Origin of the sequence: Pseudomonas sp. Os17 (assembly GCF_001547895.1) — a bacterium.
Taxonomy (GTDB): domain Bacteria; phylum Pseudomonadota; class Gammaproteobacteria; order Pseudomonadales; family Pseudomonadaceae; genus Aquipseudomonas.
The window spans coordinates 2,739,968-2,759,684 of record NZ_AP014627.1 but is presented as its reverse complement, the minus strand read 5'-3'; the positions used below and the strand labels follow the sequence as shown (position 1 = coordinate 2,759,684).

The window sequence follows — 19,717 nt, the reverse complement described above, 5'->3', positions numbered from 1 at the left end:
CAACGCGTGCCGGCGAACCCTCCCTCAAAAGTACTTCAGCCACCCCAGGTCGCGACGCCGTGCCTTGAGCCGGGCAAAGGCCCGCACCGGCGGGTAGAGCAGCACCGCCAGCAGCGGCGTGATCAGCCACAGCCAGCCCAGCGAGTCGAAGCCGAAGTAGGCCCCCTGGTTGCGCCCCAGCAGCGCCACGGCCAGCAGGTACAGGCCCTTGAGCACATACAGGTGCAGCAGGTAGAAGAACATCGGCGCGCCGCCAAACACCCCGAGCACCGCGACCCAGCGGCGTGCCTGGCAGCGCTCCAGGGCGCGCAGCACCAGCAGCCCCACACCCAGGGTCAGGGCGATGAACAGCAGCGACGGTGGGTACTTGGTGATGTTGAAAAAGCTCATCAGCGTTTGCAGGCCGCTGTCGCCACTGACCCAGGGCCGCTCGCCATAACCGTTGAGCAGGCGCAGCAGGACAAACCCCGCCAGCGCCGCCAGCCCGCCCAGCAGCAACCGCCGCTGACGCCGCGCGCTATCGGCCTCGGCGGCAAACCACGGCCCCAGCCCATAGCCCAGGCCAATCACGCCGATCCACGGCAACAGCGGATAGGAGGTGCGCACGCGCAAGGCATCGCCGAACTCGATCCAGCCCCGGTCGTGCAGGATCGCCCAAGGCACGTGCAGCGCCTCGCCCGCGGCGAAATGCACGCCATCGAGCAGGTTGTGCCCGCCGATCAGCAGCAGGCTCAGCACCAGCAGCACCACGCGCGGCAACCACAGCAGCGCCGACAGCGCCAGCATGCTCAGGCCGATGACCCAGATCACCTGCAGGTAGATCACGCTCGGCGGCACCTGCCCGGTCCAGGCGAAGTTCACCAGGGTCAGTTCCAGCAGCACCAGGAACAAGCCGCGCTTGAACAGGAAGGCACTGGCCTCGGCCCGATTGCCGTGCTTGTGGGCGAACAGGCTGGCCGAGAGCCCGGTCAGCAGCACGAAGACCGGCGCACACAGGTGCGCCAGGGTGCGGCTGAAAAACAGCCCGGGCTCGGTGGTGGCCACGTCCATGGGATCGCTGACCTGCCGGTGCAGGAAGAAGGTTTCGCGGACGTGGTCCAGGAGCATGAACAGCATCACCAGGCCGCGCAGCGCGTCGATGCTCAACAAGCGCGCGCCGAGGCGCACGGAAGGATGGGCTGAAGAAGTCATAGGGAGGGATCGCAGCGTCAGGTTCAGAGAGTGGGCGTCAGCTTGGCTAAGCGGGACAATCGGCTGTTACTTTATAACATCAACGATTGATCCGAAACCTTGTCCGCAACCGCTGCTGCGGGCACGACACGCTCAAGACCGCGGGCGAGCCGACGCCAGCCGCGGCCAGTGGGCCTAGCCTCAGGCGCGTGGCCCGCTCCCGGGCAGGCTCGCCGGCGCGGCAGCGACCTGGGTGTTGCGCTTGAGCCGCTGGCGCAGCCACTCGTAGCCGCTGACCGTGACGATGCCCGCCAGCACCAGCAGCGCGCCAACGATGAAGTTGGCCTCCAGGGGTTCATGCAGCAGCCAGACGCCGAAGCCGATGCCGAACAGCGGGGTCATGAACGACAGCACCCCGAGCCGCGAGGCCTGGTAGCGACGCAACAGGGTGAACCAGATCAGGAAGCTGGCAAACGACACCACCAGCACCTGGAACCCCAGGCTGGCGATCACCAGCGGGGTGAAACGGATACTGGTCTGGCCGAACAGCAACGCCGCCAGGCCGAGCCAGACAAAGGCCCCCAGCAGCTGATATTGCAGGGTCCGGGTGGTGGGGCTGGAGGCCAGCCGCGAACAGCGCACCACCACCGTGGTGGCGCCCCAGGCAACCCCGCCGAGCACCCCGAGAAAATCCCCCAGCAGCACATTGCTGCCGCCGCCGTGGCCGGCCGGGGATGGTCCGCTGAAGGCCACGACGATGCCGCCAAAGGCCACGCCAATACCCAGCCATTGCGCGGGCTTGAGGCGCTCGGAAGGCATCAGCCAGTGCAGCCCGAGGGCGGCGAAGATCGGCGCGGTGTAGAGGAAGATCGCCATGTGCGAGGCCGTGGTGTGACGCAGGCCCTCGCCCACCAGAAGAAACTCCAGGGCAAACAGCCCGCCCACCAGCAGGCCCGGGCGCCAGTGGCCATCGCCCAGCCCCAGGCGTTCGCCGCGCCAGCGCATCAGCAGGCCCACCAGCAACGCGGCGCCGCCGGAGCGCAGGGCGATCTGCAGGATCGGCGCGATGTCCGCGGCGGTGGCCTTGAGCGCCACCTGCTGCAGGCCCCAGATCGCGCACAGGCCGAGCATCAGGCCAGCGGCGGTGGCGTCCAGGGGTTGGCGAGTGGCCATGGCGAATCCTTCATCGAGCAAAAGTGATGAAGGATTGTCCGCCTGACAGTTTTCCTAGATATAGTTCTATTCCGCCAGCCCATAACACTTATCCGCCAACCGGTGCCCGCCGTGAACAAAGCCGCGCAACAACTGCACCTGCCGCCGTTCAGCGAAGCGCTGCCGGCGCCGATCTTCTTTCGTGCGGCCAACCTGCCGGCCCATGCCACCTACCCGCGCCACCGCCACCCCTGGGGCGAGTTCGTCTATGCCTACAGCGGGGTGATGGAAATCGAGCTGGGCGACCACCATTACCTGGCGCCGCCGCAATACGGCATCTGGCTGCCACCGGATGTCGAGCACATGGGCTTCAACCGCCACGAGGCCTGCCACTGCTCGCTGTACCTGGCGCCCGAGCTGTGCACCGCCCTGCCCGCCCGACACTGCGCCCTGAGCCTCAGCCCGCTGGTCCTGGCCTTGCTCGACGACCTGCGCCAGGCGCCGCCGGGGCTGCCCCAGAGCGCCGAACAACAGCGCCTGCTGCAAGTGCTGGTGGACAAGCTGGGGCATGCCTCCTGCGCCGGCAGCTACCTGCCCTCTTCCGACGACCCGTTGCTGGGACCGGTGCTGCGTACCCTCAAGGCCAACCCCGGCGACCCGCGCTCATTGCCGCAACTGGCCCACGCCGCCAATACCAGCGAACGCACGCTGATGCGCCGCAGCCAGCGCGAGCTGGGCATGTCGCTGATCGAGTGGCGCCAGCGGCTCAAGGTGGTGCAGGCCCTGGCCCTGCTGGAACAGGGCCAGACCGTGGAAAGCATCGGCCTGGACCTGGGCTACAGCAGCGCCTCGGCCTTCATCAGCATGTTCCGGCGCATGATGGGCACCACCCCGGACGAATACCGTCGCCAGTGCATGGGCCGCGACTGACCCCGGACAGCCGCCTATTGATGCTGGACCTGCACCATGGAACTGACCTGCACCTGCGCGTGCATCTGTTCCGCCCCGCCGCCGCGGCGCATGCCGCGCACCGGGCAGGCATCCAGGTAATCCAGGCCCACCGCCAGTTTCAGGTGGCGCTCGGGGCGGGTCAGGCGGTTGGTCACGTCGAAGCTGTACCAGCCGTCGTCGAGCCAGGCTTCGGCCCAGGCATGACTGGCCAGATGGCTGGCGTCTTCGGTGCACAAGTAGCCGGACACATAGCGCGCGGGAATCCCCAGGCTACGGGCACAGGCCAGGAACGCGTGGGTATGGTCCTGGCAGACCCCGGCGCCGCCGGCAAAGGCCTGGGCGGCGGTACTGCCGACCCCGGTGGCGCCGGGACGGTAAGGCATGTGCTCGGCCAGGGCGTGCATCAGCTCGGTCAGCGCGGCGCGGTCGCGGCCTGCGCCGCAGTGCTGCCGGGCAAAGTCGCAGAGGGCCGCGTCGGCCGCGCTCAAGTGGCTTGTGCGCAGGAACGGCAGCGGCGACTGGCTGTCGCCTTCCACCTCGCGGCTCTCGTCGATCTGCACTTCGCCGAAGGCGGTGAGGATGATCGCGCCGTGAGGCTCGTCGAGGGTCATGACGTGCAGGATGTTGCCGTAGGGATCGCGCTGGGCGCGGACCCGGCGTGGCAGTTCCAGCTGCCACTGCAGGACCTGCTGGCGCTGGCTGTCCTGGGGCGTCAGGCGCAGGAACTGGATGCTGGTGCAGACTTCGTCGGCGTAGCTGTAGGTCGTGTCGTGGCGAATGGACAGTTTCATACCACCTCCAGATAGGATTCGTGCACGGTCTGCCCCAGGTGACGGATCTGCCCGATGCAATCGGTCAGCCACTGGTGCAGGCCGGAGTCGAGAATCTCGTCGATCCCGGTGTAGCGCAGGCGCGCATTGAGTTCGGCGGCCAGGCGCTGGGCCGGGCGGCCGTTGTCCCCCGGCAAGGTGGCCAGGAGCTGGTCCAGCTCCTCGACACAGGCCAGCAGGGAGCGCGGCACATCGGCGCGCAGCAGCAACATCTCGGACACCTGCTCGGCCCCCGGGGCATTGCGGTAGATCTCGTTGAACGCCTCGAACGACGACAGGGCGCGGAGCAAGGCGCTCCACTGGTAGTAGCCCCGGGCCGAATCGTCGCTGACCTCCTCGGACTCCTCGCCGAACATTTCGTAGCGCGCATCCAGCAGGCGCAGGGTGTTGTCGGCGCGCTCGATGAAGGTCCCAAGGCGAATGAAACGGTAGGCATCGTTGCGCATGATGGTGCCGGCGGTGGCGCCGCGGAACAGGTGCGAACGCTCCTTGACCCAGTCACAGAATTGGCTGATGCCGTAGCGCCCCAGGCCGTTGGCGGCGATGTTGCGCATCTCCAGCCAGGTGGCGTTCATGTTCTCCCACATGTCGGCGGTGATCCGCCCGCGCACCGCGTGAGCATTGCTGCGCGCGGCCCGTAGGCAGCAGTAGATGCTGCCGGGATTGGTTTCGTCGAGGGCAAAGAAGTGCAGCATGCGCTCGCTGTTGAGTTCACCGTAGCGCTGGTTGTAGTCGTCCAGGGTGCCGGCGGCGAGCAGAGACATGGACAGTTCGGCATGGCCGTCGCCGCGCCCGGCCTGGGGCATCAGCGACAGCGAGTAACTGACTTCGAGCATGCGCGCCAGGTTCTCGGCACGCTCCAGGTAGCGGGACATCCAGTACAGGTCCGCAGCGGTTCTTGAGAGCATGGTTCAGTCCTCCACTACCCAGGTGTCTTTGGTGCCGCCGCCCTGGGACGAGTTCACCACCAGCGAGCCCTCGCGCAGGGCGACGCGGGTCAGGCCACCGGGCACCAGGCGGGTTTCCCGGCCGGACAGGACGAACGGCCGCAGGTCGATGTGCCGCGGCGCGATGCCGTTTTCGACGAAGGTCGGACAGGTGGACAGCGACAGGGTCGGCTGGGCGATGTAGGCCTCGGGACGGGCCTTGAGCCGGGCGCGGAATTCCTCGATCTGGGCCGCGGTGGCCGCCGGGCCCACCAGCATGCCGTAGCCGCCGGAACCCTGGGTTTCCTTGACCACCAGATCCGGCAGGTTGGCCAGCACATGGGACAGTTCGGCGGGGTTGCGGCACTGCCAGGTGGGCACGTTCTTGAGGATCGGCTCCTCGCTCAGGTAGAAGCGGATCATCTCGTCCACGTAGGGGTAGATCGATTTGTCGTCGGCGACCCCGGTGCCCACGGCGTTGGCCAGCACCACATTGCCGCAGCGGTAGGCGGCGATCAGCCCGGGCACGCCGAGCATGGAGTCGGGGTTGAACGACAGCGGATCGAGAAAGGCGTCGTCCAGCCGGCGATAGATCACATCCACCGCCTGGGCCCCGGCCGTGGTGCGCATGAACACCCGGTCGTCACGCACGAACAGGTCGGCCCCTTCCACCAGTTCCACGCCCATCTCCCGGGCCAGGAACGCATGTTCGAAATAGGCGCTGTTGAAGCGTCCCGGGGTCAGCACCACCACCGTGGGATTGTCCAGGGGGCTGGCGCTTTTCAGGGTTTCGAGCAGCAGGTTGGGGTAATGGTCGATGGGCGCGATGCGCTGGGCGGCGAACAGCTCGGGAAACAGGCGCATCATCATCTTGCGGTCTTCGAGCATGTAGCTCACGCCGCTGGGGGTGCGCAGGTTGTCTTCCAGCACGTAGTAGCTGCCGTCGCCGTCGCGCACCAGGTCCACCCCGGCGATATGGGCGTAGATGCCGCGGTGCAGGTTCAGGCCCTGCATGGCCACCTGATAGCCCTCGTTGGCCAGCACCTGTTCGGCGGGAATGATGCCCTCCTTGATGATCCGCTGGCCCTGATAGATATCGGCCAGGAACAGGTTCAGCGCCTGGACCCGCTGCACGCAGCCGCGTTCCACGGTGCGCCACTCGCTGGCCTTGATGCTGCGGGGAATGATGTCGAAGGGAATCAGGCGCTCGGTGCCCTGCTCGTCGCCGTACAGGGTGAACGTGATGCCGGCGCGATGGAACAGCAGATCGGCTTCGCGCCGCCGCTGGTCCAGAAGCTCCAGGGGGGTGTCCGCCAGCCAACGGGCGAACGCTGCGTAATGGGGTCGACACGTGCCGCTGGCAGCGTACATTTCATCGAAAAAAGCGCGGGACATAGCCAACTCCTTGCCGTGATGCAAACGGCTTCTTATCTGAACCCTGTGTGTACCTAACCCGGCTTTGCCCTGGCAGGGAGCAGCGCTCCCTGACCGTGAAAACACCTCCTGAGTGCTGTGCGGGGCGGCCCTTGCCGCCCTGGTAAGACAGCGGTAGCAATCGCTATGCCGCAAATGCGCAAACAGCGGGCAAAGCGCCGCCCCAGGCCATAAATGCACTCAATGCGACATTTAATTTCATAAAAGTGACTTGTCCGCCCTGAACAGGCCGGCCTTGAACCTGTTCAAGACCGATCGGGCGGCACCAGGGGTGACGGATGCGGGCAGAATCGGTGCAGAAAGCCCGACAGCGGAATTTTTTGCCCCGTTATCGGGAGTTTTTCACCCAGTGCTGCTCACAGCGGCCAGTAGCGCCCCCTGAGCAATGACTGTAGCTGCACCAATGAGGTTCACAGACAAAAATCGGCACGGCGCAGCCGGGCCTCAGGAGCGCGCCGCCACCTTGGCCAGAATCACCGCCACCGCCTGCTCCGGCGACAGCCGAGAGCTGTCCAGGCGCAGGGGCGGCGAAGCCCAGGCCTGATACTCGTGGCTCTGCACCGACTGCCAGTCGGGCGCTTGCAGGCCCGGCACATCCAGCTGCCGGGTTTCGACCCGCCGGCGATGCTCCAGCGGATCGCTGCAGAACACCTCGATGTCCAGCAGCTCGACGCCCAGCCTGTCCGCCAGCCGACGCCAGGCTTGACGGCTTTCGGCCAGCGGATTGACGCAGTCCGCCAGCACGCGGTTGCCCAGGGCCAGATTGGCCTCGGCCAGTTGCAGGGCGATCTGGTAGCCGCCCTTGCCCACCTCGGGCAGGCCGGCGTCGCGCAGGCCCTGCTCGATGCTGTCGATGCGCAGGTAGGTGGCGCCCAGGTGCGGCACCAGGGTACGGGCGATGGTGGTCTTGCCGGAGCCCGGCAAGCCGCTGAAGACGATAAGCATGCAAGCACCTGCCTGAATCAAGGGACCCACAGCTTCGACACAATGGCCGCCCGCGTCCAGCGCCGTTTCCACAGGCGCCAGCCGGCGGCCTCAGGGCGTCTGTTGCGACACCGACACCGGCGCCCTGCGCGGCCAGGCCAGCAACTGGGCTTGCGCCATCGGCCGGGCATACCAGTAGCCCTGGCCCAGCAGGCAGCCCATTTCCAGCAGCAGGCGCCGTTCGAGCTGGGTTTCCACCCCTTCCACCACCAGGCACATCTCCAGGCTGCTGGCCAACGCCAGGGACGCCCCCACCACCGCGCGGCAGCGCGGCTGACGCACCAGTTCGCGGACGAAATGCGCGTCGAGCTTGATCTGGTTGAACGGCAGCTCGCACAGGCGCTGCAAGGAGGAATAGCCGGCGCCGAAGTCGTCGATGGCCAGGTTGCACTTCATCATGCGCAGACGCACCAGGTTCTCCAGGCTGATGGCCGGAGCCTGCACCAGGCCGACCTCGGTGATTTCAAAGCTCAGCAAATGCGGCGGCACCTGATGCCGTTCGATGGCCTGGCGGATATGCCCGACGATGTCGCTGCTGGCCAGTTGCCGGGGCATCAGGTTGAACGCCAGCTCCAGCTCCTCTCCCTGATCCAGCAGCCGGCGCTGCAACGCCATGCTCTGGTCGAGCTGCTGATGAAACACCCGGTCCAGCAGGCCTTCGGCCTCCAGTTCAGCGAGAAACGCCGCCGGCGCCAGCACGCCGCGCTGCGGATGGAGCCAGCGCACCAGCACCTCGGCGCCACTGCAGGTGGCCTGTTGCAGATCGAACTTGGGCTGGTAGTAGGACACGAACTGCCCCTGCTCCACGCCCCGGAGCAGCTCTTCGCGATTCACCGGCTCGAAGTGCCGGGGCGGCGGCGCGGGCAGCGGTGACTGGTGGCGCTGTTGATAGAGTTCGAGCATCGCCTGCAGGGCCGCCAGTTCCGCCGGCTTGCCCACATCCCCCAGCACGATCAGCCCTTGCAGGCTGATCATCTGCAACACCGCGCGCCGCAGGTCGGGTTCGATCAGGCTGTAGAGAATCACCGCCCGCACCAATTGTTCCGCGCTGGCCCGGCGCAGGAATTCCAGGCCGTCCATGCCCGCCATCTGCAGGTCGCAGAGAACGATGTCCGCCGCGCCGCGTGTGCGCAACAGCTCCAGGGCACCGGTTCCGTCGGACGCCGCCAGGGGAGCCACCACCCCCAGGCGCTGCAACTGCTCCAGGACCAGCAACTGCTGCACTGGATGATCTTCCAGAACCAATATCTTCAGGGTATTCAAGCGCGGCTCCAGGCTCAGCGGCGACGACCGGGGGGCTGCCGATGGTGCGGCCGCCGGCACCATTCAGGCCAACCGACGGCCTGCACACGGGAAACGTACGGATAGCAACAAGCGTATCGCTAACCGCAAGCCGGTCAAGGCGCCGACCAGACCTTCGGTCCGCCCGTATCAGCGCGCTTGCCCGAGCCTGCGCAACCCGGGAAAATAGCCGCGTTTGCCGCCGTTCCTTGATCTATATTTACGTCCAGCATTGGCGCTCAGCTGTTGTCCGGCTGATGACGCAGCCTGCCGCTTCCCTCTTCGATCCACCCTTGTGCCGTTCCTCGATCAGGAGCCCCGATGCTTCGTTTTATCCTGCCCATGCTGATGGCGCTGACATGCCTGCCGGCCATGAGCGACACCACGCCCCTTTTGCAGTTGCTCAATTATGAATCCCCCCATCACCACCAACTGTCCCTGACCAGCGATGACTGGCAATGGCTGCGCAACAAGCGCGAACTGGTGCTGGGCACCGCGCAGCAAAACCTGCCGCCTTTGGAAATGGTCAACGAAGCCAAGGAGTACGAAGGCGTTACCGCCGACTACATCGGCCTGCTGGCCGACGCTCTGGGGGTGAAGATCAGCATCCGCGCCTATGAAACCCGCGAGCAGGTGTTCAATGCCCTGGCCAGGGGCGAGATCGACTTGATGGGCAGCGTCACCCAGGACGAGGCGCGGCAACGGCAACTGCTGCTCAGCCAGAGCTATCTGGTCAATCGCCCGACCCTGGTCGCCCGCCAAGGCGACTCGCCGTCGCTCAAGGGCGGCTTGCAGGGACGCCGCCTGGCCATCTCCCAGGACACCATCAGCCTGCCCTCGGCCCAGGCGATGTACCCCCAGGCGCGGATCGAAACCTATGGCACTGCGGATGCGGCCATGGCCGCCGTGGCCTTCGGCGATGCCGACGTGCTGCTCAGCGATGCCGTCTCGGCGCAGTTCCTGATCTCGCGCAACTACAGCGACTACCTGCGGATCATCTACAGCGGCCCGGCCAGCATCTCCGGCTTCGCCTTCGCGGTGAACCCGGACAACCGGCAACTGCAGCATTTGCTCGACGCTGCCCTGCGCGCGATCCACAGGGAGCAGGACATCAGCATCCGCAATCGCTGGGGCGACCGCCTGCTGCTGAGCATGGAAAAAACCAGCCTCACCCCCGAGGAACAGCGCTGGATCGAAAAGAACCCGGTGGTGCGCATCGGCATCCACCGCTACCTGCCGCCGATGTCCTACTTCGACGCCGACGGCAATTACCTGGGGATTACCGCCGACCTGCTGGCGATGCTGGAGGCCAAGACCGGGCTGACCTTCGAAATCACCACGCTGCCCAGCTTCAAGGACCTCAACGACGCCGTGCGCGAGGGTCGGGTGCAGATGGTCGCCGATCGGGCCCGCAACCCCGAGCGCGAAACCTACCTGCGGTTCTCCCGCCCCTACCTGGTCGGGCCCTACATGCTGATCACCCGCGACGCCGCCGACGCGCCGAAAAGCCTGGAAGACATGGCCGGCAAGACCCTGCTGATCGGCAGCGGTCACGCCCTGGTGGCCCTGCTGCGCCAGCGCTACCCCCAGATCCGCATCAAGGAAGTGCAGACCAACTTCGAAGCCCTGTCCCTGCTTCGAGACCACAAGGCCGACGCCGCCGTGCAGGCGGAAATCGCCGTCAGCTTCAACCTGCCGCGAATCAGGGAAGACCAGCTCAAGGTCCGCTCGGCCCTCAACCTGCCCCTGCTCAACGAGTCCCTTGCGGTGCGCCGCGACCAGCCGGAACTGTTCAGCATCATCGACAAGTCCCTGCGCAGCATTTCTCCGGACGCCATCACCGAGCTCAACAATCGCTGGCGCTCCAAGGCGGCCGTCGCGCCCCCTTCCTGGCGCGACTATCGCTCGACTCTCTACCTGGCCGGCGCCGCGTCGATCGTGCTGCTGCTGATTGCCCTGGCCTGGGGCTACGCCATGCGCCGCCAGGTCAGCCAGCGCGAACGGGCCGAGCATGCCCTCAACGACCAGTTGCGCTTCATGGACGCGCTGATCAACGGCACGCCCAACCCGATCTACGTGCGCGACCGCGAGCGGCGCCTGGTGATCTGCAACGACAGCTACCTCAAGACCATGGGCACCGATCGCCAGAGCGTGCTGGGCAGCAACCTCGAACAGCTGGCGGTGCCCGAGGCCGGGCTGTTCGCCACCGACTTCCAGAGCATCCTCGACGGCGGCCCGCCGCTGCTGATCGACCGCACGGTGCACATCCGCGGCCAGCAGATGCAGATCTACCACTGGATGCTGCCCTACCGCGATGCCCAGGGCGAAATCCTCGGCATCATCGGTGGCTGGCTGGACATCAGCGAACGCCAGCAACTGTTGAGTGAACTGACCCAGGCCAAGAACGACGCCGACAAGGCCAACCGGGCCAAGACCACCTTCCTGGCCACCATGAGCCACGAGATCCGCACCCCCATGAGCGCGGTGATCGGCATGCTCGAACTGGCCCTCAAGCGCGCCGACCAGGGGCAGCTCGACCGCCCTTCGATCGAGGTGGCCTACAGTTCGGCCCTGGGCCTGCTGGAACTGATCGGCGACATCCTGGACATCGCCCGGATCGAAAGCGGGCGCCTGAGCCTGAGCCCCGAGCGGGCCAATCTGCGGGACCTGGTGGAATCGGTGTTCCGGGTCTTCGATGGCCTGGCCCGACAGAAGGGCCTGCGCCTGGAACTGGACCTGGACGGCGGCGCCAGCGGCGACGTGCTGGTCGACCCGCTGCGCTTCAAGCAGATCCTCTCGAACCTGGTGAGCAACGCCATCAAGTTCACCGAGCGCGGCACCGTGCAGATCCGCCTGCAGGCCGAGCGCGACGACCCGCAGACCCTGCCCCTGCTGCTGACGGTCCGGGACACCGGCATCGGCATCGAACCCGAGGACCAGCAACTGCTGTTCCAGCCCTTCAGCCAGGTGCCCGGACAGCATCAGAACGCCCGTTCGGGCACCGGCCTGGGGCTGGTGATCTGCCGCACGCTGTGCGAGATGATGGGCGGCCAGTTGAGCCTGCAAAGCCAGCCCGGGGTCGGCACCCTGGCCCGGGTCCAGCTGCAGTTGAGCCGACTCGAGCCGCTGCCGGATACCCCGCCGCCGCTGACGCCGGACACCCAGCCGCTGGCCGCCAGGGCCGCGCTGCACATCCTGGTGGTGGACGACAGCCAGGCCAACCGCCAGCTGCTCTGCGAACAACTGCGCTTTCTCGACTACAGCCTGAGCCAGGCGCAAAACGGCGCCGACGCCTACAAGCTGTGGCTGCGGGAAACCTTCGATGTGGTGATCACCGACTGCAACATGCCGGTGATGAACGGCTACGACCTGACCCGGCAGATTCGCCTTGCCGAGCAGATCCAGGGACGGCCGCCGGTGCAGATCTTCGGATTCACCGCCAATGTCCAACCCGAAGAACAGCAACGCTGCCTGGACGCCGGCATGAACGGCTGCATCTTCAAGCCCATCGCCCTGCCCGAACTGGATCGGCGCCTGCGCCAGTTGCAGGCCCTGCCGCGCACCCAGCTGAAAAGCACCAGCCAGCGTTTCGACATCCAGCAACTGGACCACCTCACCGGCGGCAACCCCGCCTCCATCCAGCGAGTGCTCAAGGGCCTGCAGCAGAGCAACCGACAGGACCTGAAACAGATCCGCGAACAGCTCGCCGGTTCCGACAGCAAGGGGGTGGCCGATCTGGCCCACCGCATCCATGGCGCGGCGCGGATCATCAAGGCCCAGGCCCTGATCGATGAATGCGAGTACCTGGAAAAGGCCTGCCGCGAAGGCGCCAATGCCGATCAGATCAAGGCGGCCTTGACGCGCCTGGAGCAGGCCATGCTCGGGCTCGACGGCGACCTGCTGGAGGCCCTGGAACCCGATTGAACGGCCCATGCGGCGCCCGGGCGAGCCCCGGCCGCCGCATCCTCATGGGGCTCAGCCCCCCAGTTGCTGCAGCTCCCGGCTGGCCGAGGCCGACAGTGGCCGCGACGGCTGGATCAGCGGCATGCCAAAACGCTTGCTGATGTAGCGCCCGCCGGTGCCGGTCAGGGTCAAGGCACGGCTGTCCAGGTCGCGGATCAGCCATTTGCGCTCCAGCAATACCCGCAGCACGGCAGCGCCCAGGGCGCCCCCCAGGTGCGGACGGCGCATGCTCCAGTCCAGGCACGAGCAGGCAACGCGCCGACGCAGGGCGCGAAGCTCGGCCACCTCGATGCCCAGGCCGCGGAAGAACTCGACGCCGCTGTCGCTGACCTGGTACTCCTCGCCCTCCCCGGCCGCCAGCAACCAGCCGGCTTCGAGCATCCGGTCGTGCAGCTGCACCCCCAGGGTGCCCGCCAGGTGGTCGTAGCAGGTGCGGGCGAACTGCAGGCGGTCCGGGGTGCGTGGGGTGAAGGTACTGCCCTGGCCGATCACCATCAGCGCCTCCAGGGCCTGGGCCACCAGGGGATCGCCGAGGTCGTAGTAACGGTGCCGCCCCTGGACCTGCACCCGCAGCAAACCGGCGTCCTTGAGCTTGGCCAGGTGGGCGCTGGCGGTGGAGGTACTGACCTGGGCGATCGCCGCCAGTTCGGTGCTGGTGCGGGCGTGGCCGTCCATCAGGGCACAGAGCATCCGGGTCCGGGCCGGCTCGGCGATGGCCGCCGCCACGTTGGATAGCCCAAGGTCGTTCTGCACTACATTCATATTTCGCTCCATGACGAATCGTGTCTTCGAAAGGCAGAGGATAGTAGCAACCTGGATATCTGCCCAACAAAGAGAAAAATCATGGACCCGATCAGCGCCGCTACCCATTTCGACCCCTACGACTTTTACTACGCCCGCCTGCGTGCCCGGGGCGGCCTGACCTACGATTCGGCCCTCGGACTGTGGGTGGCCAGCAGTGCCGCGGCGGTCGCCGCGGTGCTCAACCACCCGGCCTGCCGGGTCCGGCCGCTGCAGGAGCCGGTGCCCCGGGCCATCGCCGGACGGCCCGCAGGGCAAGTGTTTGCCCGCCTGATGCGCATGAACGACGGCCCGCGCCACGGCTGTCCGCGACAGGCCATGGCCCCTGGGCTGCAGGCACTGGGCGGGATCGACCTGATGCCCTGGCTGGCCCGATGGCGCCCGGCCCTTCGCGCCCCGCAGTGCGCCGCCGACCTGCAACGCTGGCAGTGGTGCCTGCCGGTGGCCCTGCTGGCAGCCCTGCTGGGGGTGCCCGCCGCGCAATGCGAAGAACTGGCCCGACGCACCGGCGAGTTCGTCGCCTGCTTCTCGCCCCTGAGCACGGAACCACAGTTGCAGGCTGCCGACTCGGCGGCGCAAGCCTTGCTCCGACAGATGCAGGCCGTGCTCGACAACCCGCAACCCGGCCCGCTGCTGAGAACGATCCTTGAGCGCAGCAACGGGCTGGCCCCCGAGGACCTGCAGGCCAACCTGGTGGGCCTGCTGGCGCAAACCCACGACGCCTGCGCCGGGCTGCTCGGCAACAGCCTGCTGGCCTTGCTGGCGGACCCGGCCCTGGCCCGGCGCCTGCAGCACGACCCCCGGCAGTTGCAGGACTGGCTGCTGCAACTGCAGCGCCTGGACCCGCCGGTGCAGAACACCCGCCGCTTCGTGGCCGAGCCTTGCACCCTGCACGGTGTCGACCTGCAAGCCGGGGATAGCGTGCTGGTGCTGCTGGCCGCGGCCAATCACGACCCGGCCTTGTGCGCGATCACCGGCAGCGATCCGGCGCGGCAGGGCTTCAGCTTTGGCGCCGGTGCCCACCGCTGCCCGGGGCGGGACCTGGCCTTGAACATCGTCCACAGCCTGCTGCGCACCCTGCTGCAACCACCGGGCCTGGACGCGCTGGCCCTGCAGTGGCAGTACCGGGCCTCGGTCAATGGCCGCCTGCCCCAGTTCAGCGACGCACCGGGCAGCCGGCCAATGGACTGGCAGCCAGCGGACGCTTGAGGTAAAAAGTGCCCCCTCTGCCGACGCCGCTATTGGAAAAAGGAAGGATCATGCTGTTTGTGGTGATGCTCGGGGGCAAGCACCCCAAAGCGACAATCGAAGTCCACGACGTCCAATTCGTGGTCGCCGACCGCCTTGAGTCGGCCTACGCGCAACTGCGCGAGGCCTGGTTCGGCAGCCCGGCGGGCCTGCATATCGATTCGTGGATGCAGGTCGACGGCGTCGAGGAATACAAGGTCGAGTTCAGCCCCCTGGCCCCCGGGCCGGGCGCGCCGCGCCTGTACTTCCTCAACCTGGGCGGCTACGAGGCGGCAACCTTCGGCGAGGCCCACCGCTACCTGCTGGTGGTGGCCAGAGACAAGACCGAAGCCAAGGCCAAGGGCAAGCGGCAGATGCTGGCCCACTGGCACAAATCCCACACCGACGCCCTGCTCGACGTCGACGACTGCCTGCCGATCGACCTGCTGCAAGGGCGCTATGTGCACCTGGTGCCAGGGCCGCACCAGGGCATCGAACAACGCAACGACTACATCATCCTCAACTGACGTCATGCCGGCCGGTCAGCGCTGCCCGGGGCCCGGTAGTGCACGCCTAGATCGCTGATATCCGTGACCTGGCTCAGCAGGAATGTGCGCAACCGGGCAATGCGCTCCTGGCTCGGGCTGTCGCGCAGCCACACCAGGTAGTAGCCGTCTCCTGACGCCACCGCGCTGGGGAACGGCAGGCTGATCCGACCGCCGCGTATGTCCTGCGCCACCAGGTGCAGGTCACCGATCGACAGACCGTGCCCGGCCATGGCGGCGCTGATCGCCTGGTCCAGGGTGTCGAAGACCGTGCCGCGCTCCAGCCGCAGCGGCTCCAGCAGTGCCCGCTCCTCAAGCGCCTGGGCCTGCAGCCAGCGGCGCCAGTCGCGGCGGTCCGCCGACGGGTGGATCAGCTCCGCGTCCCTGAGCCGCTCGAGGGGCCAGGGCGCGCCGTCCGCAGCCTGCGGCGGGCCGATGGGAATCAGCCACTCATCGAACAGCTTGCAGGCCTCGACCCCGTCGCCGAAGTGGCCGTTGCCCAGCAGAATCGCGCAGTCGTAGGGCTCGGCGTAGAAGTCCACGTGATCGAAATCCATCCACACACTGGCCAGTTGCACCGCCAGCTCCGGCTGCTCGCCCTTGAGCGTCTGCAGAACCCGCAGCAGCCAGCGCATGGTCAGGGTCGAGGGCGCCTTGAGACGCAACTGGCCGCGGCTGGCCCGCAGCGGCAGGCAGGCATCCTCGATGATCCGGAAACCGACCTTGAGCTCCCGGGCCAGGCGCTCCCCGGCCTCGGTGAGCTGCAGCCGCGGGCCGTGGCGCTGGAACAGACGGCAACCGAACTGGCTTTCCAGGGTACGGATATGCCGGCTGATGGCGCTCTGGGTCAGGGACAGCGCCTCGGCGGCACGGGTGAAGGAGCAGGAACGGGCGGCCACTTCAAAGGCACGCAAGGCGTAGAGCGGCGGCAGGGGCTCGACCATCGACAGGCACTCATGATGATAAAAAATCATAGTAGCTCACAGCTTTTTGCGTTTTTCAACGCCGGGCAAAGGCGCCAAGCTGCGCGCTCTCGAATAGAGCAGGAGGCCTGCACCGTGGATCTTAACCTGTCGTTATTGTTGGCCTATGCCCTCAGCGTGCTGATGCTGGTGGCCACCCCGGGACCGGTGGTGGCGCTGATTGTCACCACCAGCCTGCATGCCGGACCGCGCCAGGCGCTGCTCACCGCCCTGGGCACCCATGCCGCCTCATTGCTCCTGGCGCTGCTGGCGGTGCTGATGCTGACCACCGGCCTGGCGCTGGATCCGCGCCTGATCAGCGGGTTCAGCCTGCTGGGTTGCGGCTTTATCGGCTGGCTGGCGTTGCAAGGCCTGCGGGAGGCCGCAGGCCCGCAAACTGCAGCGGCCACAGCGCCGACCACCCCGGGCCGGCGCGGCCTGGCCAATGGGTTCCTGCTGGGCATCAGCAACCCCAAGGACATCATTTTCTTTGTCTCGTTCTTCCCCCAGTTCATCCAGGTCAGTCGCTCCTTCGAGCGCAGCGCGCTGCTGCTGACGCTGGTCTGGGTGGTGATCGACTTTGCCGTGCTGGGGGCCTATATCCTGATGGCGCGCCAGGGGTTCTCACTCAAGTACAAGCGCCAGGTGACCGGCCTGTCGAGCCTGATGCTGCTGGCGGTGGCCGTGGTGGGGCTGGTGTATTCGGTGCTGGAACTGTACCGCTGAGGCGCCCGGCCAGCGGCCTCGGAGGCTGCGCAGTTCGAAGGGCAAGTGCGCCAGCCCGGGCACCGCGGCCAGGCGGTCATCACGGGTGTCGAGCAACACCGCCGCGCTGGAGTTGATCAGCGCATGGGACCTGCGGGCAATCAGCAGCGCGCCGACCCTTCCCATCACCGGGTCGAGCCAGACCCAGCCCCGGTAGCGCCCGCCCAGCAGCGCGACAATGGCCAGCACCGAGGTCAGGGCCTCGGCAAAGGCCACCGTGGTGGGCTGCAACAGCCGCACCAGCGACTCGCCAGCAATCCCCAGGGTTGCCCCCCCCGGCAGCCGCCGCATGAGCGGACGCCACAGAAAAAACTGCTCTGCAGCCGATAGCGTGGATTAACATAGCCCCGTGCCATCAACCCTCAGGACTCCCCCTTCCATGCTGTCCAGAATCTCATGATTGCTGTCTGGTCCCTGCTGTGCCTGACCCTGTTGCTGGCCCTGCTGACGCTGTGGTTGCTGCGCCGTGAGCGCCGCGCCCAGGCCCAGTTGCGGGCCTATCGCCAACGGGTCGAGGGCCTGCCCGACGATGCCGAGCGCTTCAAGCGCAGCCAGTACTTCGCACGCATCGGCACCTGGGACTGGGAAGTCGACACCCAGCGCCTGTACTGGTCGGAAGCCATCTACGGCATGTTCGGCTTCAAGGTCGGCGAAGTGGTGCCCTCCTACGAACTGTTCTGCTCCTGTGTGCACCCCGAGGACCGGGAACGGGTGCGCGCCGGCGAATTGCGCTGCCTGGAAACCGGCGAGAACCATGACGAGGAATACCGCGTGGTGTGGCCCGACGGCAGCATCCACTGGCTGCGCGAGACCGGCAACGTGGTGAAGAACGTGCACGACACCACCATCAAGATGCTCGGCGTGGTGCGCGACATCACCGATGAAAAAGTCTCCACCAGCCAGTTGCAGCAACTGGCCCACTTCGATCCGCTGACCGGCCTGCCCAACCGCCTGATGCTGGAACAGCGCCTGTCCCGGGCCCTGGAGCAGGCGCGGCACAATCAGACCCGGGTGGCCCTGGTGTTCGTCGACCTCAACGGCTTCAAGGCCATCAACGACCAGTACGGCCACGCCGCCGGGGACCGGGTGCTGAGCGCCACGGCCCAGCGCCTGCAAGGCATCCTGCGCAGCAGCGACACCGTGGCGCGGATCGGCGGTGACGAATTCGTGGTGATTCTGGAGGGACTGTCCCCGGGGCTCGACCTGACGGAAGAAGCCCGGCGCATCGGCGAAAAGATCTTCAGCCAGCTATCGCCCCCGGTGGAGGTGGACAGCCAGCGCCACAGCATCGGCAGCAGCCTGGGGGTGGCGGTGTTTCCCGACCATGCCGGGCGCATGGACCAGTTGCTGCACATCGCCGACCTGGCGATGTACGAAGCCAAGCGCAGCGGCAACAACCAGTACCGCCTGGGGCAGTGATACCCGCCAACCCGGCCTAGGCATCGGCGTCGAGCAGGCGCTCGCGCAAAAACACCAGGGCCGCCTGGAACAGCGGGTGCCATTGGGCCGACGGCGGGCTGGCCAGGGCGTGCCAGAAGAATTCGAAGTGATGGCCGCCGTCATCCGCGGTGAAGTGAGTCCAGCTCTCGGGCAGCGGCGCCGGCACCCGGCACTCATGGAAAGCCCACACCTGGCCGGCAAACCCCGAGTGCCAGAGGCCGAGAAAACGGCTTTCCTCGGCCTCGACGCCCGCTTCTTCCGCCAGCTCGCGGACCGCCGCAGCGGCCGTCGACTCTCCCGCCTCCACCGTGCCCTTGACCAGTTGCAGGCCGGCCAGCGGATGGCGAAAGGCCAAGACCTCAAGCTCGGTGGTGTAGCGCAGCAGCACCGGGCAAGCCTTGTTGGCGGGTGTCGAGGGTGCGGCTGAGGTGTGCGCCGGCCCCTCAGTCGTCACGGGTCAGCACTTCGAGCAACTCGATCTCGAAGATCAGGTTCGAGTTGGGCGGGATCGAGCCCATGCTGCGCTCGCCGTACCCCAGGTGCGCCGGCACCAGCAGCTTGCGCTTGCCGCCCACCTGCATGCCCATCAGGCCCTGGTCCCACCCCTTGATCACCCGCCCGGTGCCGATCACGCACTGGAACGGCTTGCCGCGATCGTAGGAGGAATCGAAGCTGCTGCCGTCCTCCAGAAAGCCCCGGTACTGGGTGGTGATCAGGGCCCCCTTGACCACCGCCTTGCCGTCGCCCAGCTGGATATCGATCACCTGTAATTGGTCACTCATGCTTCACTCCCGTTCAAACATTGCCCCGACACGGGACTGCGGCGCGCTTTTTCGCAGAATTGCCGCGCCTTGGCAATCACTGCGGCGCCCCCGGCCCGGGCTGCAGCTGAATGCGCGTGTCGGTGCCGAGCAGCATTTCGCCGAGCGCCGCCCGGACCTCCTCGACGCTGGCCAGCCCGGCGTCCCAGCTGATGTCCAGGCCGGGCAGGCCCCGGCACCAGTCCAGGGTGCTGGAGAACTGCAGGGTCAAGCGCCCCGGGGCCAATTGCAGCTGCTCGATGCCGCCATAGCCGGCCACGCCCTGCCCGCCCAGCTCGACGTAATAGGTGTCCATGCCCAGTTGCCGATCCTGCTCGTCGAAGCATTCGGCACGCTGCAACAGCAGGTAGTGCTCGGGCTGCTGCCCATCGTCGGCAAAACCCAGGATCTGCACGTCGTCCTCGGTATAGGCACTGTAGGTGTTGGCATGAAATTTCAAGTTCATCGGTCCTTGTTCCCTGGCGC

At 66.9% G+C, this 19,717-nt stretch carries 18 protein-coding genes and 1 pseudogene; 6 read left to right on the top strand and 13 right to left on the bottom strand.

Going from position 1 to position 19,717, the window contains the following annotated elements; translation table 11 throughout:
• Positions 1-24: 24 nt before the first annotated feature.
• Positions 25-1,191, bottom strand: coding sequence for a DUF1624 domain-containing protein (locus tag POS17_RS12510; RefSeq protein WP_060838840.1), 1,167 nt, complete (start codon positions 1,189-1,191; stop codon positions 25-27).
• A 180-nt stretch (positions 1,192-1,371) separates the two neighbouring features.
• Positions 1,372-2,343, bottom strand: coding sequence for a DMT family transporter (locus tag POS17_RS12505; protein ID WP_060838839.1), 972 nt, complete (start codon positions 2,341-2,343; stop codon positions 1,372-1,374).
• Positions 2,344-2,454: 111 nt separating this feature from the next.
• On the opposite strand from POS17_RS12505, the gene POS17_RS12500 reads away from it, so the two are divergent.
• Positions 2,455-3,252, top strand: a complete 798-nt coding sequence (locus POS17_RS12500; RefSeq protein ID WP_060838838.1) for an AraC family transcriptional regulator — start codon at positions 2,455-2,457, stop codon at positions 3,250-3,252.
• A gap of 14 nt (positions 3,253-3,266) precedes the next feature.
• Here POS17_RS12500 and POS17_RS12495 read toward each other — a convergent pair whose 3' ends face one another.
• From POS17_RS12495 to POS17_RS12475, 5 genes are all read right to left on the bottom strand, one after another.
• Positions 3,267-4,064 carry a transglutaminase family protein gene (locus POS17_RS12495; protein WP_060838837.1) on the bottom strand — a complete coding sequence of 266 codons (798 nt, stop codon included), beginning with the start codon at positions 4,062-4,064 and terminating at the stop codon, positions 3,267-3,269.
• On the bottom strand, positions 4,061-5,011 hold the full coding sequence (locus POS17_RS12490) for an alpha-E domain-containing protein (protein ID WP_060838836.1): 951 nt from the start codon (positions 5,009-5,011) through the stop codon (positions 4,061-4,063). The genes POS17_RS12495 and POS17_RS12490 overlap by 4 nt, the downstream gene beginning before the upstream one ends.
• 3 nt (positions 5,012-5,014) lie before the next feature.
• The gene (locus POS17_RS12485) at positions 5,015-6,424 is read right to left on the bottom strand and encodes a circularly permuted type 2 ATP-grasp protein (protein ID WP_060838835.1); all 1,410 of its coding nucleotides are present in this window, start codon (positions 6,422-6,424) and stop codon (positions 5,015-5,017) included.
• Between the two features lie 483 nt (positions 6,425-6,907).
• Entirely contained in the window at positions 6,908-7,408 is a 501-nt protein-coding gene (locus tag POS17_RS12480) for an AAA family ATPase (RefSeq protein WP_060838834.1), read from the bottom strand.
• Positions 7,409-7,498: 90 nt separating this feature from the next.
• Positions 7,499-8,710: an EAL domain-containing response regulator gene (locus POS17_RS12475; RefSeq protein ID WP_060838833.1), complete on the bottom strand. Its 1,212-nt coding sequence runs from the start codon at positions 8,708-8,710 to the stop codon at positions 7,499-7,501.
• Positions 8,711-9,049: 339 nt separating this feature from the next.
• Here POS17_RS12475 and POS17_RS12470 point away from each other — a divergent pair, with 339 nt between their 5' ends.
• Positions 9,050-12,652, top strand: a complete 3,603-nt coding sequence (locus POS17_RS12470; protein WP_060838832.1) for a transporter substrate-binding domain-containing protein — start codon at positions 9,050-9,052, stop codon at positions 12,650-12,652.
• Positions 12,653-12,703: 51 nt separating this feature from the next.
• On the opposite strand, the gene POS17_RS12465 is transcribed toward POS17_RS12470, so the two are convergent.
• A complete protein-coding gene (locus tag POS17_RS12465; protein ID WP_060838831.1) occupies positions 12,704-13,453 on the bottom strand; it encodes an ArsR/SmtB family transcription factor in 750 nt (249 codons plus the stop codon).
• Between the two features lie 81 nt (positions 13,454-13,534).
• On the opposite strand from POS17_RS12465, the gene POS17_RS12460 reads away from it, so the two are divergent.
• Together POS17_RS12460 and POS17_RS12455 are read left to right on the top strand one after the other, a co-directional pair.
• On the top strand, positions 13,535-14,701 hold the full coding sequence (locus tag POS17_RS12460) for an oxidoreductase (protein WP_060838830.1): 1,167 nt from the start codon (positions 13,535-13,537) through the stop codon (positions 14,699-14,701).
• Positions 14,702-14,751: 50 nt separating this feature from the next.
• Positions 14,752-15,246: a DUF1543 domain-containing protein gene (locus POS17_RS12455; protein ID WP_060838829.1), complete on the top strand. Its 495-nt coding sequence runs from the start codon at positions 14,752-14,754 to the stop codon at positions 15,244-15,246.
• Positions 15,247-15,248: 2 nt separating this feature from the next.
• On the opposite strand, the gene POS17_RS12450 is transcribed toward POS17_RS12455, so the two are convergent.
• The gene (locus POS17_RS12450; RefSeq protein WP_148655002.1) at positions 15,249-16,208 is read right to left on the bottom strand and encodes a LysR substrate-binding domain-containing protein; all 960 of its coding nucleotides are present in this window, start codon (positions 16,206-16,208) and stop codon (positions 15,249-15,251) included.
• Positions 16,209-16,370: 162 nt separating this feature from the next.
• Between POS17_RS12450 and POS17_RS12445 the strand changes: the two genes are divergently transcribed.
• A complete protein-coding gene (locus tag POS17_RS12445; RefSeq protein ID WP_060841923.1) occupies positions 16,371-16,952 on the top strand; it encodes a LysE family translocator in 582 nt (193 codons plus the stop codon).
• 66 nt (positions 16,953-17,018) lie between these two features.
• On the opposite strand, the pseudogene POS17_RS32695 reads toward POS17_RS12445, so the two are convergent.
• Positions 17,019-17,267 (bottom strand): annotated as a pseudogene (locus POS17_RS32695) (cation transporter); the annotation flags it as partial.
• 120 nt (positions 17,268-17,387) lie between these two features.
• Between POS17_RS32695 and POS17_RS12435 the strand changes: the two are divergent.
• Positions 17,388-18,410, top strand: a complete 1,023-nt coding sequence (locus tag POS17_RS12435; protein ID WP_060838826.1) for a sensor domain-containing diguanylate cyclase — start codon at positions 17,388-17,390, stop codon at positions 18,408-18,410.
• A 16-nt stretch (positions 18,411-18,426) separates the two neighbouring features.
• Here POS17_RS12435 and POS17_RS12430 read toward each other — a convergent pair whose 3' ends face one another.
• The 3 genes from POS17_RS12430 to POS17_RS12420 form a co-directional block, all read right to left on the bottom strand.
• Positions 18,427-18,885, bottom strand: a complete 459-nt coding sequence (locus tag POS17_RS12430; protein ID WP_060838825.1) for an NUDIX hydrolase — start codon at positions 18,883-18,885, stop codon at positions 18,427-18,429.
• Complete coding sequence (locus POS17_RS12425) at positions 18,875-19,213, bottom strand: FKBP-type peptidyl-prolyl cis-trans isomerase (RefSeq protein WP_060838824.1); 339 nt, start codon at positions 19,211-19,213, stop codon at positions 18,875-18,877. Before POS17_RS12425 ends, POS17_RS12430 begins: the two co-directional genes overlap by 11 nt.
• 76 nt (positions 19,214-19,289) lie before the next feature.
• Positions 19,290-19,697: an Imm10 family immunity protein gene (locus POS17_RS12420; protein WP_060838823.1), complete on the bottom strand. Its 408-nt coding sequence runs from the start codon at positions 19,695-19,697 to the stop codon at positions 19,290-19,292.
• Between the last annotated feature and the right edge of the window lie 20 nt (positions 19,698-19,717).